Annotated in this window: 12 protein-coding genes; 8 read left to right on the top strand and 4 right to left on the bottom strand. The window is 68.8% G+C overall.

Annotation, left to right across the window (positions count from 1 at the left end):
- Positions 1-3: 3 nt before the first annotated feature.
- The 7 genes from rpoB to tuf all read left to right on the top strand — a co-directional run bounded on the left by rpoB (position 4) and on the right by tuf (position 13,213).
- On the top strand, positions 4-3,489 hold the full coding sequence (rpoB, locus tag ACLIYP_RS10615; protein WP_093660560.1) for a DNA-directed RNA polymerase subunit beta: 3,486 nt from the start codon (positions 4-6) through the stop codon (positions 3,487-3,489).
- Positions 3,490-3,631: 142 nt separating this feature from the next.
- A complete protein-coding gene (locus ACLIYP_RS10610; RefSeq protein WP_412712889.1) occupies positions 3,632-7,531 on the top strand; it encodes a DNA-directed RNA polymerase subunit beta' in 3,900 nt (1,299 codons plus the stop codon).
- A 400-nt stretch (positions 7,532-7,931) separates the two neighbouring features.
- Positions 7,932-8,414: a DUF1707 and DUF4190 domain-containing protein gene (locus ACLIYP_RS10605; protein WP_412712888.1), complete on the top strand. Its 483-nt coding sequence runs from the start codon at positions 7,932-7,934 to the stop codon at positions 8,412-8,414.
- A gap of 374 nt (positions 8,415-8,788) precedes the next feature.
- Entirely contained in the window at positions 8,789-9,160 is a 372-nt protein-coding gene (rpsL, locus tag ACLIYP_RS10600) for a 30S ribosomal protein S12 (protein WP_003948652.1), read from the top strand.
- A gap of 2 nt (positions 9,161-9,162) precedes the next feature.
- Positions 9,163-9,633, top strand: coding sequence for a 30S ribosomal protein S7 (gene rpsG, locus ACLIYP_RS10595; protein WP_093660564.1), 471 nt, complete (start codon positions 9,163-9,165; stop codon positions 9,631-9,633).
- Between the two features lie 39 nt (positions 9,634-9,672).
- Entirely contained in the window at positions 9,673-11,793 is a 2,121-nt protein-coding gene (fusA, locus tag ACLIYP_RS10590; RefSeq protein ID WP_093660566.1) for an elongation factor G, read from the top strand.
- A 226-nt stretch (positions 11,794-12,019) separates the two neighbouring features.
- The gene (gene tuf, locus ACLIYP_RS10585; protein ID WP_279557020.1) at positions 12,020-13,213 is read left to right on the top strand and encodes an elongation factor Tu; all 1,194 of its coding nucleotides are present in this window, start codon (positions 12,020-12,022) and stop codon (positions 13,211-13,213) included.
- 139 nt (positions 13,214-13,352) lie between these two features.
- On the opposite strand, the gene ACLIYP_RS10580 is transcribed toward tuf, so the two are convergent.
- From ACLIYP_RS10580 to ACLIYP_RS10565, 4 genes are all read right to left on the bottom strand, one after another.
- The gene (locus ACLIYP_RS10580) at positions 13,353-13,898 is read right to left on the bottom strand and encodes a hypothetical protein (RefSeq protein WP_412712879.1); all 546 of its coding nucleotides are present in this window, start codon (positions 13,896-13,898) and stop codon (positions 13,353-13,355) included.
- A 6-nt stretch (positions 13,899-13,904) separates the two neighbouring features.
- On the bottom strand, positions 13,905-14,609 hold the full coding sequence (locus ACLIYP_RS10575; RefSeq protein WP_412712878.1) for a hypothetical protein: 705 nt from the start codon (positions 14,607-14,609) through the stop codon (positions 13,905-13,907).
- 1 nt (position 14,610) lies between these two features.
- Complete coding sequence (locus ACLIYP_RS10570) at positions 14,611-15,219, bottom strand: DUF5819 family protein (RefSeq protein WP_412712877.1); 609 nt, start codon at positions 15,217-15,219, stop codon at positions 14,611-14,613.
- Positions 15,220-15,374: 155 nt separating this feature from the next.
- Positions 15,375-16,220, bottom strand: a complete 846-nt coding sequence (locus tag ACLIYP_RS10565; protein WP_412712876.1) for a hypothetical protein — start codon at positions 16,218-16,220, stop codon at positions 15,375-15,377.
- Between the two features lie 350 nt (positions 16,221-16,570).
- Between ACLIYP_RS10565 and ACLIYP_RS10560 the strand changes: the two genes are divergently transcribed.
- The gene (locus ACLIYP_RS10560) at positions 16,571-17,026 is read left to right on the top strand and encodes a hypothetical protein (RefSeq protein ID WP_412712875.1); all 456 of its coding nucleotides are present in this window, start codon (positions 16,571-16,573) and stop codon (positions 17,024-17,026) included.
- Positions 17,027-17,042 lie beyond the last annotated feature (16 nt).

The raw sequence follows: 17,042 nt of genomic DNA, 5'->3' as shown, positions 1-17,042 counted from the left end.
CTCTTGGCCGCCTCGCGCAACGCCTCGACCGCCCATTCGAACAACGGCGCCAGCACCGCCCCGCTGCGTATCTCCTTTGCGAAGATCAAGGAGCCCCTCGGGGTTCCGAACCTCCTTGCGCTGCAGACCGAGAGCTTCGACTGGCTGCTCGGCAACGACGCCTGGAAGGCTCGCGTCGAGGCGGCGCTGGAGCGCGGTGAGGATGTCCCCACCAAGTCCGGTCTGGAGGAGATCTTCGAGGAGATCTCCCCGATCGAGGACTTCTCCGGGTCGATGTCGCTCACCTTCCGCGATCACCGCTTCGAGCCGCCGAAGAACTCGATCGACGAGTGCAAGGAGCGCGACTTCACCTACGCCGCGCCCCTGTTCGTCACCGCCGAGTTCACCAACAACGAGACCGGCGAGATCAAGTCCCAGACGGTCTTCATGGGCGACTTCCCGCTCATGACCAACAAGGGCACCTTCGTCATCAACGGCACCGAGCGTGTCGTGGTCTCCCAGCTGGTGCGCTCGCCGGGCGTCTACTTCGACAGCAACATCGACAAGACGTCCGACAAGGACATCTTCTCCGCCAAGATCATCCCGTCTCGCGGCGCCTGGCTGGAGATGGAGATCGACAAGCGCGACATGGTCGGTGTCCGCATCGACCGCAAGCGCAAGCAGTCCGTCACCGTCCTCCTCAAGGCGCTCGGCTGGACCACCGAGCAGATCCTGGAGGAGTTCGGCCAGTACGAGTCGATGCGCGCCACCCTGGAGAAGGACCACACCCAGGGCCAGGACGACGCGCTGCTCGACATCTACCGCAAGCTGCGTCCGGGCGAGCCGCCGACGCGCGAGGCCGCGCAGACGCTGCTGGAGAACCTCTACTTCAACCCCAAGCGCTACGACCTGGCCAAGGTCGGCCGTTACAAGATCAACCGGAAGCTCGGCGGCGACCAGCCGCTGGACGCCGGCGTGCTGACCGTCGACGACGTCATCGCCACGATCAAGTACCTGGTCAAGCTGCACGCCGGCGAGACCGAGACGGTCGGCGAGAACGGCCGGACGATCGTCGTCGAGACCGACGACATCGACCACTTCGGCAACCGCCGCCTGCGCAACGTCGGCGAGCTCATCCAGAACCAGGTCCGCACCGGCCTGGCCCGTATGGAGCGCGTCGTCCGCGAGCGGATGACGACCCAGGACGTCGAGGCGATCACGCCGCAGACCCTGATCAACATCCGGCCGGTCGTCGCCTCCATCAAGGAGTTCTTCGGCACCAGCCAGCTGTCGCAGTTCATGGACCAGACGAACCCGCTGTCGGGCCTGACCCACAAGCGCCGTCTGTCCGCGCTGGGCCCCGGCGGTCTGTCCCGTGAGCGGGCGGGCTTCGAGGTCCGCGACGTGCACCCCTCGCACTACGGCCGCATGTGCCCGATCGAGACCCCCGAGGGCCCGAACATCGGCCTGATCGGCTCGCTGGCCTCCTACGGCCGGGTCAACGCGTTCGGTTTCGTCGAGACCCCCTACCGCCGCGTGGTCGACGGCGTGGTCACCGACGAGGTCAACTACCTGACCGCCGACGAGGAGGACCGCTACGTCATCGCCCAGGCCAACGCGCCGCTGACCGACGACATGCGGTTCGCCGAGGACCGCGTCCTGGTCCGCCGCCGCGGCGGCGAGGTCGACCTCATCCCCGGCGACGAGGTCGACTACATGGACGTCTCGCCGCGCCAGATGGTGTCGGTCGCGACCGCCATGATCCCGTTCCTGGAGCACGACGACGCCAACCGCGCGCTCATGGGCTCGAACATGATGCGCCAGGCCGTCCCGCTGATCCGGGCCGAGGCCCCGCTGGTCGGCACCGGCATGGAGTACCGCTGCGCGGTCGACGCCGGTGACGTGATCAAGGCCGAGAAGGACGGCGTGGTCCAGGAGGTCTCCGCCGACTACGTCACCGTGGCCAACGACGACGGCACGTACACCACGTACCGGGTCGCCAAGTTCTTCCGCTCCAACCAGGGCACCTCCTTCAACCAGAAGGTCGTCGTGGACGAGGGCGACCGCGTGGTGACCGGCCAGGTCCTCGCCGACGGCCCCTCGACCGAGCAGGGCGAGATGGCGCTCGGCAAGAACCTGCTCGTGGCGTTCATGCCGTGGGAGGGCCACAACTACGAGGACGCGATCATCCTGTCGCAGCGCCTCGTCCAGGACGACGTCCTCTCCTCGATCCACATCGAGGAGCACGAGGTCGACGCCCGCGACACCAAGCTGGGCCCCGAGGAGATCACCCGGGACATCCCGAACGTCTCCGAGGAGGTCCTGGCCGACCTCGACGAGCGCGGCATCATCCGCATCGGCGCCGAGGTCGAGGCGGGCGACATCCTGGTCGGCAAGGTCACTCCCAAGGGCGAGACCGAGCTGACCCCGGAGGAGCGGCTGCTGCGCGCGATCTTCGGCGAGAAGGCGCGCGAGGTCCGCGACACCTCGCTGAAGGTGCCGCACGGCGAGACCGGCAAGGTCATCGGCGTCCGCGTCTTCGACCGCGAGGAGGGCGACGAGCTGCCTCCGGGCGTCAACCAGCTCGTCCGCGTCTACGTGGCCCAGAAGCGCAAGATCACCGACGGTGACAAGCTCGCCGGCCGCCACGGCAACAAGGGCGTCATCTCCAAGATCCTGCCGATCGAGGACATGCCGTTCATGGAGGACGGCACCCCGGTCGACGTCATCCTCAACCCGCTGGGCGTCCCGTCCCGGATGAACCCGGGCCAGGTCCTGGAGATCCACCTGGGCTGGCTCGCCTCCCAGGGCTGGAAGGTCGAGGGGATCGAGGAGGAGTGGCAGAAGCGGCTCGCCTCGATCGGCGCCGACGACGTCGCCCCCGGCACCAACGTCGCCACCCCGGTGTTCGACGGCGCCCGCGAGGACGAGATCGCCGGTCTGTTCACGGCGACCCGGCCCAACCGCGACGGCGAGCGGATGGTCCTGCCCTCCGGCAAGGCCCGGCTCTTCGACGGCCGCTCCGGCGAGCCGTTCCCGGACCCGATCTCGGTCGGCTACATGTACATCCTCAAGCTGCACCACCTGGTCGACGACAAGCTGCACGCCCGCTCGACCGGTCCGTACTCCATGATCACCCAGCAGCCGCTGGGCGGTAAGGCTCAGTTCGGTGGCCAGCGCTTCGGTGAGATGGAGGTGTGGGCGCTGGAGGCGTACGGCGCCGCGTACGCCCTCCAGGAGCTGCTGACCATCAAGTCCGACGACGTCACCGGCCGCGTGAAGGTCTACGAGGCCATCGTCAAGGGCGAGAACATCCCCGAGCCCGGCATCCCCGAGTCCTTCAAGGTGCTCATCAAGGAGATGCAGTCCCTGTGCCTCAACGTGGAGGTGCTGTCCAGCGACGGCATGTCCATCGAGATGCGCGACACCGACGAGGACGTCTTCCGCGCCGCGGAAGAGCTCGGCATCGACCTGTCCCGGCGAGAGCCGAGCAGCGTCGAAGAGGTCTGACGGGCCGGCCGGGGCGCCGCACCTTCCAGCCTGAGGCGGAAGGGCGGCTCCCCGGCCTCCCCGGGACCCCCGTTCAGACCACCACAGAGCTCCTCGGTCCCACCGACGCGAGGGGCACAAACCCTGAGAGGGATTGACGAGAGTGCTCGACGTCAACTTCTTCGACGAGCTGCGAATCGGCCTGGCCACCGCTGACGACATCCGTCAGTGGTCCCACGGCGAGGTCAAGAAGCCGGAGACCATCAACTACCGCACCCTCAAGCCGGAAAAGGACGGGCTCTTCTGCGAGAAGATCTTCGGTCCGACCCGGGACTGGGAGTGCTACTGCGGCAAGTACAAGCGCGTCCGCTTCAAGGGCATCATCTGCGAGCGCTGCGGCGTCGAGGTGACCCGCGCCAAGGTGCGCCGTGAGCGGATGGGCCACATCGAGCTCGCCGCCCCCGTCACCCACATCTGGTACTTCAAGGGCGTGCCCTCCCGTCTGGGCTACCTGCTCGACCTCGCCCCGAAGGACCTGGAGAAGGTCATCTACTTCGCCGCCTACATGATCACGTGGGTGGACGAGGAGCGCCGCACGCGCGACCTGCCCTCCCTGGAGGCCCACGTCTCCGTGGAGCGCCAGCAGATCGAGCAGCGCCGCGACGCCGACCTGGAGGCCCGGGCCAAGAAGCAGGAGGCCGACCTCGCCGAGCTCGAGGCCGAGGGTGCCAAGGCCGACGTGCGCCGCAAGGTGCGCGAGGGCGCCGAGCGCGAGATGAAGCAGATCCGCGACCGCGCCCAGCGCGAGATCGACCGCCTGGACGAGGTCTGGAACCGCTTCAAGAACCTCAAGGTCCAGGACCTGGAGGGCGACGAGCTGCTCTACCGCGAGCTGCGCGACCGCTTCGGGACCTACTTCGACGGCTCGATGGGCGCCGCCGCGCTGCAGAAGCGGCTGGAGACCTTCGACCTGGAGGAGGAGGCGGAGAAGCTCCGCGAGATCATCCGGACCGGCAAGGGCCAGAAGAAGACCCGTGCGCTCAAGCGCCTCAAGGTCGTCTCCGCCTTCCTGCAGACCCGCAACAGCCCCAAGGGCATGGTGCTGGACTGCGTGCCGGTCATCCCGCCGGACCTGCGTCCGATGGTGCAGCTGGACGGTGGCCGCTTCGCGACCAGTGACCTGAACGACCTGTACCGCCGTGTCATCAACCGCAACAACCGCCTGAAGCGGCTTCTCGACCTCGGCGCGCCCGAGATCATCGTGAACAACGAGAAGCGCATGCTCCAGGAGGCCGTCGACGCGCTCTTCGACAACGGCCGCCGCGGCCGCCCGGTCACGGGTCCCGGCAACCGTCCGCTGAAGTCGCTGTCCGACATGCTCAAGGGCAAGCAGGGCCGCTTCCGCCAGAACCTGCTGGGCAAGCGCGTCGACTACTCGGCGCGTTCGGTGATCGTCGTCGGCCCGCAGCTCAAGCTGCACCAGTGCGGTCTGCCCAAGGCCATGGCGCTGGAGCTGTTCAAGCCGTTCGTGATGAAGCGCCTGGTGGACCTCAACCACGCGCAGAACATCAAGTCGGCCAAGCGCATGGTCGAGCGCGGCCGCACGGTCGTGTACGACGTGCTCGAAGAGGTCATCGCCGAGCACCCGGTGCTGCTCAACCGCGCGCCGACCCTGCACCGCCTGGGCATCCAGGCCTTCGAGCCGCAGCTGGTCGAGGGCAAGGCCATCCAGATCCACCCGCTGGTGTGCACCGCGTTCAACGCGGACTTCGACGGCGACCAGATGGCCGTGCACCTGCCGCTGTCCGCGGAGGCGCAGGCCGAGGCCCGCATCCTGATGCTGTCCTCGAACAACATCCTCAAGCCGGCCGACGGCCGCCCCGTCACCATGCCGACCCAGGACATGGTGCTGGGCCTGTTCTTCCTCACCACCGACAAGGTGGAGGGCGAGGTCAAGGGCGAGGGCCGGTCGTTCAACTCGGTCGCCGAGGCGATCATGGCGTTCGACGCCCGGGAGCTGTCGCTCCAGGCGAAGATCGACGTCCGCTTCCCCGTCGGCTCGGTCCCGCCCCGCGGCTGGACCCCGCCGGCCGCGGAGGAGGGCGAGCCCGAGTGGCAGTCCGGCGACCCGTTCCGGCTGCGCACCACCCTGGGCCGCGCGCTCTTCAACGAGCTGCTGCCCGAGGACTACCCGTTCGTCGACTACACCGTGGGCAAGAAGCAGCTCTCCGCGATCGTCAACGACCTCGCCGAGCGCTACCCCAAGGTCGTCGTCGCCGCGGCGCTGGACAACCTGAAGTCGGCCGGTTTCCACTGGGCGACCCGTTCCGGCGTCACCATCGCGATCTCCGACGTCGTGGTCCCCGAGGCCAAGAAGGAGATCATCGCGAACTACGAGGCGCAGGACGAGAAGGTCCAGAAGCAGTACGAGCGCGGTCTGATCACCAAGGACGAGCGCTCCAACGAGCTCATCGGCATCTGGACCCGTGCGACCAACGAGGTCGCCGAGGCCATGGCGGAGAACTTCCCGAAGACCAACCCGATCTTCATGATGGTCGACTCGGGCGCCCGCGGAAACATGATGCAGATGCGTCAGATCGCAGGTATGCGCGGTCTGGTGTCCAACGCCAAGAACGAGACCATCCCGCGGCCGATCAAGGCGTCGTTCCGCGAGGGCCTGTCCGTGCTGGAGTACTTCATCTCCACGCACGGCGCCCGCAAGGGTCTGGCGGACACCGCGCTGCGCACCGCCGACTCCGGTTACCTGACCCGTCGTCTGGTGGACGTCTCGCAGGACGTGATCATCCGCGAGGAGGACTGCGGCACCGACCGCGGCCTGAAGCTCGTGATCGCCTCCAAGGGCGCGGACGGCGTCCTGCGCAAGGCGGACGACGTCGAGACCAGCGTGTACGCGCGCTGCCTCGCCGAGGACGTCACCGTCGACGGCAAGGTGCTGGCCCCGGCCGGCACCGACCTGGGCGACGTGCTCATCGACGAGCTGGTGCGGCACGGCGTGGAGACGGTCAAGACCCGCTCGGTCCTCACCTGCGAGTCCGCCGTCGGCACCTGCGCCATGTGCTACGGCCGCTCGCTGGCGACCGGTAAGCTGGTGGACATCGGCGAGGCCGTCGGCATCATCGCCGCCCAGTCCATCGGTGAGCCCGGCACCCAGCTGACGATGCGCACCTTCCACACCGGTGGTGTGGCCGGTGACGACATCACCCAGGGTCTGCCGCGTGTCGTCGAGCTCTTCGAGGCCCGCACCCCCAAGGGCGTCGCCCCGATCTCCGAGGCCGCCGGCCGCGTGCGGATCGAGGAGACCGAGAAGACCAAGAAGATCGTCGTCACCCCCGACGACGGTTCCGACGAGACCTCCTACGGCGTGTCCAAGCGAGCCCGCCTGCTGGTCTCCGAGGGCGACCACGTCGACGTCGGCCAGCCGCTGACGGTCGGTGCCACCAACCCGCACGACGTGCTGCGCATCCTCGGCCAGCGCGCGGTGCAGGTGCACCTGGTGGGCGAGGTCCAGAAGGTCTACAACTCGCAGGGTGTGTCGATCCACGACAAGCACATCGAGATCATCATCCGGCAGATGCTGCGCCGTGTGACGATCATCGAGTCCGGCGACGCCGAGCTGCTGCCCGGCGAGCTGGTCGAGCGCTCGAAGTTCGAGGGCGAGAACCGCCGCGTGGTGGCGGAGGGCGGCCAGCCGGCCTCCGGCCGTCCGCAGCTGATGGGCATCACCAAGGCCTCGCTGGCCACGGAGTCCTGGCTGTCGGCGGCGTCCTTCCAGGAGACGACCAGGGTCCTGACCGACGCGGCGATCAACGCCAAGTCGGACTCCCTGATCGGCCTCAAGGAGAACGTCATCATCGGTAAGCTCATCCCGGCCGGTACGGGCCTGTCCCGCTACCGCAACATCCGGGTCGAGCCGACCGAGGAGGCGAAGGCCGCGATGTACTCGGCCGTCGGCTACGACGACATCGACTACTCGCCCTTCGGCACCGGCTCCGGCCAGGCGGTCCCGCTGGAGGACTACGACTACGGTCCGTACAACGGCTGAGCGAGGCCGTACGGCCGTTGACACGGCCCGTTGACACGGGCTGTCGGGCAGGCCCGCGGGGCGGTCCCTCTTCGGAGGGGCCGCCCCGCGCCGTTCCCGCTCCGCCGTTCCCGCCGTTTCCGCCGTTTCCGCCGTTTCCGCCGTTCCCTCCGCTTCGGTCAGCCCGGTCCCGCCGGTGCGCGCGGTGTGTCGCGGACGCCCGGAACTCCCCAAGCGGTGCGGACGTCATGGATGATGGGGGCAGCCCGAACGTGGGGAGGTGGAGCCGGTGTCGTACCAGCCATGGGGACAGCCGGGTCAGCAGGGCGGGTACGGTGGGCCGCCGGGACAGGCTGGGCGGGCGGGACCGCACCTGCCGCAGCCCTCGCAGGCCGCGCACCAGGCGTCGCAACTGCCGATGATGCGCGCGTCCCACGCGGACCGGGAGCGCACCGTGGACGTGCTCAAGGCCGGTTACGCCGAGGGCCGGTTGAGCCTCGCCGAGTACGAGCAGCGCATGGGCCGGGCCCACCAGGCGCAGACGTACGGGGAGTTGCACGCGCTCATCGCCGATCTGCCGCAGGGGCCGATGGCGGTGCCCGCGCCCGCGCCGCAGTACGCCCATCCGTACCAGCCGGCGGTGCCGCGCACCTTCCTGCCGCCCCCGCCCCAGACGAACAACTCCGCGGTCGGAGCCCTGGTCTGCGGGGTACTCACGCCGTTCTACGGGGTGACCGCCATTCCCGCGGTGATCCTGGGGCACAAGGCGCGCGCCGAGATCCGCCGCACCGGCGAGAAGGGCGAGGGGATGGCCATGGCCGGCCTGGTCCTGGGCTGGCTGACGATCGGGGTCGCGGCGCTGGTCCTGCTGGCGATCGTGGTGATCGCGGCCGCCTCGCCGTGAGCGCTCCGGCGGGGCCGGGCCGCTGAGCGAAGGGGGCCGGGAGGGGGAGACGGAAGGCGGTTCGCCGGAGCGGAGGGGGACTTCGGGCGCTCTTCCGCTACCGCTCCGCGCCCACTACGGTGGCATGGGCATTTGTTTTGACCGGAGCCGATGCGGTAGGTACGCTCTGACCTTGTGCCTGGGGTATCCCCTGCGCTCTCGTGTGCGCCAAGACGCCGCGGGATGTGAGGACGGGGACACCGAAATCTGCATGCTTCTCACCCAGTGGGCCCCGCATCGCGGGAGTGTGCAGCCTTCGACACACCCGACCGCGTGGGTCGGAGAGTGGCCCGGGTTAGTTGTACCGAGACTGGCACACAGAAACCGGAGAAACGGTGCCTACGATCCAGCAGTTGGTCCGCAAGGGCCGACAGGACAAGGTCGAGAAGAACAAGACGCCGGCACTCGAGGGTTCGCCCCAGCGCCGCGGCGTCTGCACGCGCGTTTTCACCACCACCCCCAAGAAGCCGAACTCGGCCCTGCGTAAGGTCGCGCGTGTGCGTCTGACCAGCGGCATCGAGGTCACCGCTTACATTCCGGGTGAGGGCCACAACCTGCAGGAGCACTCCATCGTGCTCGTACGCGGTGGCCGTGTGAAGGACCTGCCGGGTGTTCGCTACAAGATCATCCGCGGCTCCCTCGACACCCAGGGCGTCAAGAACCGCAAGCAGGCTCGCAGCCGCTACGGCGCCAAGAAGGAGAAGTAAGCATGCCTCGTAAGGGCCCCGCCCCGAAGCGGCCGGTCATCATCGACCCGGTCTACGGCTCTCCTCTGGTGACCTCCCTCATCAACAAGGTGCTGCTGCACGGCAAGCGCTCCACCGCCGAGCGCATCGTGTACGGCGCCATGGAGGGTCTGCGCGAGAAGACCGGCAACGACCCGGTCATCACGCTCAAGCGCGCGCTCGAGAACGTGAAGCCGACCCTCGAGGTCCGCTCCCGCCGCGTCGGTGGCGCCACCTACCAGGTCCCGGTCGAGGTCCGCCCCGGCCGTTCCTCCACTCTCGCGCTGCGTTGGATCGTGGGCTACGCCCGCGCGCGCCGCGAGAAGACGATGACCGAGCGTCTGATGAACGAGCTGCTCGACGCCTCCAACGGGCTCGGCGCCGCCGTGAAGAAGCGCGAGGACACCCACAAGATGGCCGAGTCCAACAAGGCCTTCGCGCACTACCGCTGGTAGTCGCTTCCCCCATCGAGAACCGAGAGAAGACTGAGCCTTATGGCTACCACTTCACTTGACCTGGCCAGGGTCCGCAACATCGGGATCATGGCCCACATCGACGCGGGCAAGACGACCACCACCGAGCGGATCCTGTTCTACACCGGTGTGAGCTACAAGATCGGTGAGGTCCACGACGGCGCTGCCACGATGGACTGGATGGAGCAGGAGCAGGAGCGCGGCATCACCATCACGTCGGCCGCGACGACCTGCCACTGGCCGCTCGACAACGTCGACCACACCATCAACATCATCGACACCCCGGGCCACGTCGACTTCACCGTCGAGGTGGAGCGTTCCCTGCGCGTGCTCGACGGTGCCGTGACGGTGTTCGACGGGGTGGCCGGTGTCGAGCCCCAGTCCGAGACGGTGTGGCGCCAGGCGGACCGCTACGGCGTTCCGCGTATCTGCTTCGTCAACAAGCTCGACCGCACCGGCGCGGACTTCTTCCGCTGCGTCGAGATGATCGTCGGCCGCCTGGGTGCGCAGCCGCTGGTCATGCAGCTCCCGATCGGCGCCGAGTCCGACTTCCAGGGCGTCGTGGACCTGGTCCGCATGAAGGCCCTGGTCTGGTCGGCCGAGGCCGCCAAGGGCGAGATGTACGACGTCGTCGACATCCCGGCCGACATGCAGGAGCAGGCCCAGGAGTGGCGCGGCAAGCTGCTCGAGGCCGTCGCCGAGAACGACGAGGAGCTGATGGAGCTGTACCTGGAGGGCGAGGAGCCCTCCGAGGAGCAGCTGTACTCGGCGATCCGCCGTATCACCATCGAGTCCGGCAAGGGCGAGGGCACCACCGTCACCCCGGTGTTCACCGGCACCGCGTTCAAGAACAAGGGCGTCCAGCCCCTGCTCGACGCGGTCGTGCGCTACCTGCCGTCGCCGGTCGACATCGAGGCGATCGAGGGGCAGTCCCCCTCCGACGCCGACGAGGTCATCAAGCGCAAGCCGTCCGAGGACGAGCCGCTGGCCGCTCTCGCCTTCAAGATCGCGAGCGACCCGCACCTCGGCAAGCTCACCTTCATCCGGGTCTACTCGGGTCGCCTGGAGTCCGGCACGCAGGTGCTGAACTCCGTGAAGGGCAAGAAGGAGCGCATCGGCAAGATCTACCGGATGCACGCGAACAAGCGTGAGGAGATCGACAGCGTGGGCGCCGGCGACATCGTCGCCGTCATGGGTCTGAAGCAGACCACCACCGGCGAGACCCTCTGCGACGCGTCCGCTCCGGTGATCCTGGAGTCCATGGACTTCCCGGCCCCGGTGATCGAGGTCGCCATCGAGCCGAAGTCCAAGGGCGACCAGGAGAAGCTGGGTGTCGCCATCCAGCGTCTGGCCGAGGAGGACCCGTCCTTCCAGGTCAAGACGAACGAGGAGACCGGGCAGACCATCATCGCGGGCATGGGCGAGCTGCACCTTGAGGTGCTGGTCGACCGGATGAAGCGCGAGTTCAAGGTCGAGGCGAACGTCGGTAAGCCGCAGGTGGCCTACCGCGAGACCCTGCGCAAGGCCGTCGAGAAGGTCGACTACACGCACAAGAAGCAGACTGGTGGTTCCGGCCAGTTCGCGAAGGTGCAGATCGCGGTCGAGCCCCTCGAGGGCGACGGCTACGAGTTCGTCAACAAGGTCACCGGTGGCCGCATCCCCAAGGAGTACATCCCCTCGGTGGACGCCGGCTGCCAGGAGGCCATGGAGTTCGGCGTGCTGGCGGGCTACCCGCTCACCGGCGTGCGGGTGACGCTGCTGGACGGCGCCTACCACGACGTCGACTCCTCCGAGATGGCGTTCAAGATCGCCGGCTCCATGGTCTTCAAGGAGGCCGCCCGCAAGGCCAGCCCGGCCCTGCTGGAGCCGATGATGGCCGTCGAGGTCACCACGCCCGAGGACTACATGGGCGATGTGATCGGTGACATCAACTCCCGCCGTGGCCAGATCCAGGCCATGGAGGACCGCGCCGGCGCCAAGGTCGTCAAGGGCCTGGTTCCGCTGTCGGAGATGTTCGGTTACGTCGGTGACCTGCGCAGCAAGACCTCCGGTCGCGCGAGCTACTCGATGCAGTTCGACTCCTACGCCGAGGTTCCCAGGAACGTCGCCGAGGAGATCATCGCGAAGGCCAAGGGCGAGTAGCGCACGTTTCGTGGCGCTATCCACCCATTAGGCTGGAGCACAACAAGGCCTTCGGGGTCTCCCGTCACCGGGCGCGCGCCGCGCGGTGACGGGCCCCGGCAGCCCGCCCACCCAGGTACGAAACGGTCAAGGGCGTCCCCTCGGGGTCCTGACCGGTTCGGCACGACCACCTGAACCCCTCCGCGGAGCGCGGGGGAGTACAGCACCAGTCCACAGGAGGACCCCAGTGGCGAAGGCGAAGTTCGAGCGGACTAAGCCGCACGTCAACATCGGCACCATCGGTCACATCGACCACGGTAAGACCACCCTTACCGCGGCGATCACCAAGGTGCTGCACGACGCCTACCCCGACATCAACGAGGTCTCGGCGTTCGAGAACATCGACAAGGCTCCTGAGGAGCGCCAGCGCGGTATCACCATCTCCATCGCGCACGTCGAGTACCAGACGGAGTCCCGTCACTACGCCCACGTCGACTGCCCGGGTCACGCGGACTACATCAAGAACATGATCACCGGTGCTGCCCAGATGGACGGCGCCATCCTCGTGGTCGCCGCCACCGACGGCCCGATGCCGCAGACCAAGGAGCACGTGCTCCTGGCCCGCCAGGTCGGCGTTCCGTACATCGTCGTCGCCCTGAACAAGGCCGACATGGTGGACGACGAGGAGATCATGGAGCTCGTCGAGCTCGAGGTCCGTGAGCTGCTCTCCGAGTACGAGTTCCCGGGTGACGAGGTTCCGGTCGTCCGCGTCTCGGCGCTGAAGGCGCTCGAGGGCGACGAGCAGTGGGCCCAGTCCGTCCTCGACCTGATGAAGGCCGTGGACGAGTCCATCCCGGAGCCCGAGCGTGACGTCGAGAAGCCGTTCCTGATGCCGATCGAGGACGTCTTCACGATCACCGGTCGCGGTACGGTCGTCACCGGCCGTATCGAGCGCGGTGTCCTCAAGGTCAACGAGAACGTCGACATCATCGGCATCAAGACCGAGAAGACCTCGACCACCGTCACCGGTATCGAGATGTTCCGCAAGCTGCTCGACGAGGGCCAGGCCGGTGAGAACGTCGGTCTGCTCCTCCGCGGCATCAAGCGCGAGGACGTCGAGCGCGGCCAGGTCATCATCAAGCCGGGTTCGGTCACCCCGCACACCGAGTTCGAGGCCCAGGCCTACATCCTGTCGAAGGACGAGGGTGGCCGCCACACCCCGTTCTTCAACAACTACCGCCCGCAGTTCTACTTCCGTACCACGGACGTGACCGGCGTGGTGACCCTCCCCGAGGGCACCGAGATGGTCATGCCGGGCGACAACACCGAGATGAAGGTCGAGCTCATCCAGCCGGTCGCCATGGAGGAGGGCCTGAAGTTCGCCATCCGCGAGGGTGGCCGGACCGTGGGCGCCGGCCAGGTCACCAAGATCGTCAAGTGACCCGGTCCGCCTCTTGAGGCACCGCTGACCTCTCGGTCGGCGAAAGGGCCCGTACGACTCACGTCGTACGGGCCCTTTCCGTTGCCCACCGCGTTGCCCGTTGCCCGTGCCCGGCGGTGCTCCGAGGTGCCGGAGCGGCTCACGGCCCGGCCGGCCGGGCGCCCTCGCGCGGCCCGGCCGCCGGCGGCCGGGCCGCCAGGCGTCCCGCGGCCCATCGGACCGGGGCCGCGCACAGCGGACCCAGCCGCAGCAGGAGCGCGGTCGGCAGGAACAGCGCGTCGCAGGCGACCATGACCAGCGACAGGAAGGGGATGCCGAGCAGGACGGCGATCCCCAGGTGCTCGGCGATCAGCGCCACCAGCAGCACGTTCTTGATCCGGCTGAAGAGCGTGAAGGGGAAGGCCACCTGGAGCACGACCGTCAGGTGCCCCAGCAGCATGACCAGCACCGCGTTGGCGGCGAGCGCCCCGGACAGCCACGGCCAGGGCGTGAAGTAGTCCAGGTGCAGCACGTAGTGCAGGGCGGTCCCCTCCTGCCACCGGCCGCCCTGGATCTTGTACCAGCCCGCCGTGGAGTAGATCAGGCAGACCTGCGCCGCGATCACCAGCAGCGCGCAGTTGTGGACCATGGCCGCGCAGCCGTCCAGCAGGGTGCGCACCTCGTGCCGGGGGAGCCGGCGGTTCACCGCGTATCAGAGGCCGTGGACGGCCCACAGCGTCCACAGCAGCAGCGGCCAGCCCGGCGCGAGGACCGCTCCCGGGCCGAACGCCCACAGCAGGAGCAGGCCCGTCACCGACCACAGGGCGATGCCCGTCCGGTCGGGGCTGTTCCGGTCCCCCCGGCCGCGGGCGCGGCGCGCGTCCAGGGACCACACCTGTGCGCAGCGGACGAACACCAGGTAGATCACCATGATGCGGATGATGTTGTCGCCGCCGTCCCCCACCAGGGTGTTGCGGTTCTCCAGCGACACCACACCCACCAGGAGGAACACCGACGCGGTCCGGGTGCGCCAGCCGACCAGCACGGCGAGGGCCGCCGCGATCGCCAGGGCGTAGACGATCTCGAACCACAGCCGCCCGCCCCACCAGCTCAGCACGGTGAAGCCGCCGCCCTCCTGGAGGAGGGTGAGGGCCATGTCGAACGACAGGGGGCTGCGGTCGCCGTACAGCACACGGCGGTGCGGCCACTCCCGCAGGAGGAAGGCCGTGACGACGGCGGCGAAGGCGATGCGGAACAGCGCGGCCTGGTACGGGGCCTGGGTGGTGCGGGCGGCATCGGCGGCCCGTGCGAGGCGGGTGCGAGGCCGGTGGGCCGGGGACGCGGGCTGTGCCGTGACCGTGGCCGCGGGGCCGGGGCCGGGGCCGGGGTCGGTGGTCGTCGCCGTGGTGGTGTTCAACTCACAGTCCCTCGTGGTCTCGGTCCGTCACGGGCCACCACGGCAGCGTCCGGTGCGAGACGGCGCCCGGCCCCGTTCCCTGAGCGGGCCGCCAGGGGTGCGGCACCATCGTGAAGCGGGCGCCGACCTGGAGGGCGACGATCCGCCGCCCCCGCCACTCGCGCCCGATCCGCTGGAGGGCGACGCGCTTGAGGTAGGCGGTGGCCAGCTCCGCGCGTACGCCGGTGTCCCGGTCGCTCGTGCCGTGCGTGGCGACGTAGGAGTCCCAGGCGCGGCGGAGCATGTTCTGGTGCACATGGCTGGGGGCCAGGCTGCCCCTGATCTCCCCGATGTCCCGGGCGGTGAGGTTCATCCACGCCGAGGTGCGGTGGCCGCCGTTCTCGTCCCCGGTCCGCACCCGGGCCAGGACGACCTCGTTGCGCTGCAGGGGGTTGGGCGCGAACAGCTTCCAGTCCTGGCCGAACTCGGGCTGGACGTAGGCGTCGATCCGCTCGCCGTACCGGGCGGTGACGGCGTTGGGCGGGGCGACGTTCAGGAAGAGCATGGCCAGGTGCGTCAGCGTGACGGCCGCCAGGACGAGGGCGGCCACCACCGACACGCCGGTCGACACGCCCGCCGACCACGGCGCGGGCCGGCGGGCGCCGCCGCCCGTTCCGTCCTCCGGTCCGCCGCGGCGGACCGGACCCTCCCCCTCGCCGGAGGCCGTGCGAGGGGGAGGGAAGGCCGTGCCCGGCGGTGTGCCGGTTTCCTGCCGCGGGAGCGCGGTCACGAGTTGTTTCCGCCGCCGGCCGCCTGGTTGGCCGAGAGCGGGCAGTTGTCCACGCGCACGCCCTGGTAGTCGATGTCGGGGTGGGCGTCGCTGAGCAGGTCGGCCACGTTGTTCGCGGCGTCGCCTCCGTACCACTGCGGGTTGTCGACGACCTGGAACAGCGTCGGGTCGGTCGGCGCGTTCTGGTTGATGCCCTGGGGTGAGCGCGGGGGCGGCGCGCCGAACACGCTGCTGTAGGTCTCGTTGCCGGTGTAGCCGGTCGGCCCCCAGGCCTCGGGGTAGTTGTTCTTCCAGAAGCCCGGCGAGCACCACTGGGCCGCGCCGCCGTTGGTGGTGGTGCCGTTGGTCGTCATGCCGGTGGTCGTGCCGTTGGTTGCCGTGCCGGTGGTCATGCCGGTGGTCATGCCGTTGGTGGCCGTGCCGTTGGTGGTGGTGCCGCCGTTGGAGCCGCCGATGAGGCCGATGAGACCGCCGCCGGACATACCGACCAGGACCGGGCGGTTGGAGTTGTCCTGGGTGCACTGCTTGCTGTTGTCGCCCTGGCATCCGTCGACCCGGTTGGACTTCGACTTGCTGTTCCGGCGTGAGTTGTCGACGGAGTGCTTGGAGATCTCCGTGCGGTGCTTGGAGTTGTCGGTGTTGTGGTGCTTGGAGTGGTCCGGATGCCGACCGTGGCCTCCGGTGTGCTCGTGCCCGCGATCTCCGCGGTCGCCCCGGTCTCCGCCGTGTCCGCCGTGCCTCGCGCCGGGGTGCTCCCAGCCCATCGCCTCGGCGGCGGTGACGCCGCCCAGCAGCAGAGTGCCCACCGAGCACCCGATGAGCAGGGCTTTCGCAGCTCTCATGAATCTCCCGCCTTCCTGACCGGGACAGACGACAACACCTGTGTGATATCGCTTTAAACATGCAGGAAAGTAACGGGCCGTCATGAGTGGGTAAGCAGCCCGCGCGGAGTCCGGCGGGCTTCCACCCGTCCGGGTATCCGGTGGTGGGGCAAACGGCGGTCACCCTCCGGTCGCTTTCCGGCACCGTCTGAAACCGTCCAGGCGCGAGCCGGTCTCCACCGTTGTTCCTGCCCGCTCCGACAGGCGAACAGAACGGTCTCCCAAGGCCGTTCGGCCGGTCCCGGCTGGCTAGGATCGCCGGTGCCGCCCAGGGACGCCCCGGGCGGCTCCGATTCGCGAGGGGAGCGGGAATGCGCAGGACGACCGCCGGACTGGCCCTGATCGTGTCCGGTGTGCTGCTGACGGGATGCGGCGGCGGGGACGACGGGGGAGCCGAGGGGAAGCCCGCCCCGTCGGCCTCCGGGAGCGAGGAGCCGGGCGGTGGTACGGGCGGCGGAGGCGCGGGCGGCGAGGTGGTGCGCGAGGTGACACTTGAGGTCCAGGGAACCGGAAAGACGCAGATCGCCTATGTCGCCGACGGGAACAGGACCGAGCAGGTCACGCTCCCGTGGAAGAAGACGGTCGAGCTCTCCCTGACGAAGGCCGAGCAGGAGGTCGGCGTCCTGGTGTCGGTCGTACCCGGCTCGGTCCCGGGCGACGACGGCATGCTCAGGCCCGCGCCCTGCACCATCACCGTCGACGGCGAGAAGGTCGACGACAACCAGGACGGCAAGGACGTCCTGGGCTGCAAGCACAAGGTGAAGTGAGGGACCTCAGCAGATC

Source organism: Streptomyces nanhaiensis, from assembly GCF_046614825.1.
Lineage (GTDB): Bacteria > Actinomycetota > Actinomycetes > Streptomycetales > Streptomycetaceae > Streptomyces > Streptomyces radiopugnans.
Note: the sequence above shows the minus strand (reverse complement) of the source record. Positions and strands in the feature narration are given on the sequence as shown.

Bases quoted from the DNA above. Each gene is read 5' to 3' on its own strand.
- ACLIYP_RS10605 (WP_412712888.1), top strand. From the start codon at position 7,932: ATGCGCGCGTCCCACGCGGACCGGGAGCGCACCGTGGACGTGCTCAAG.
- fusA (WP_093660566.1), top strand. From the start codon at position 9,673: ATGGCTACCACTTCACTTGACCTGGCCAGGGTCCGCAACATCGGGATC.
- ACLIYP_RS10560 (WP_412712875.1), top strand. From the start codon at position 16,571: ATGCGCAGGACGACCGCCGGACTGGCCCTGATCGTGTCCGGTGTGCTG.
- ACLIYP_RS10565 (WP_412712876.1), bottom strand. From the start codon at position 16,220: ATGAGAGCTGCGAAAGCCCTGCTCATCGGGTGCTCGGTGGGCACTCTG.
- rpsG (WP_093660564.1), top strand. From the start codon at position 9,163: ATGCCTCGTAAGGGCCCCGCCCCGAAGCGGCCGGTCATCATCGACCCG.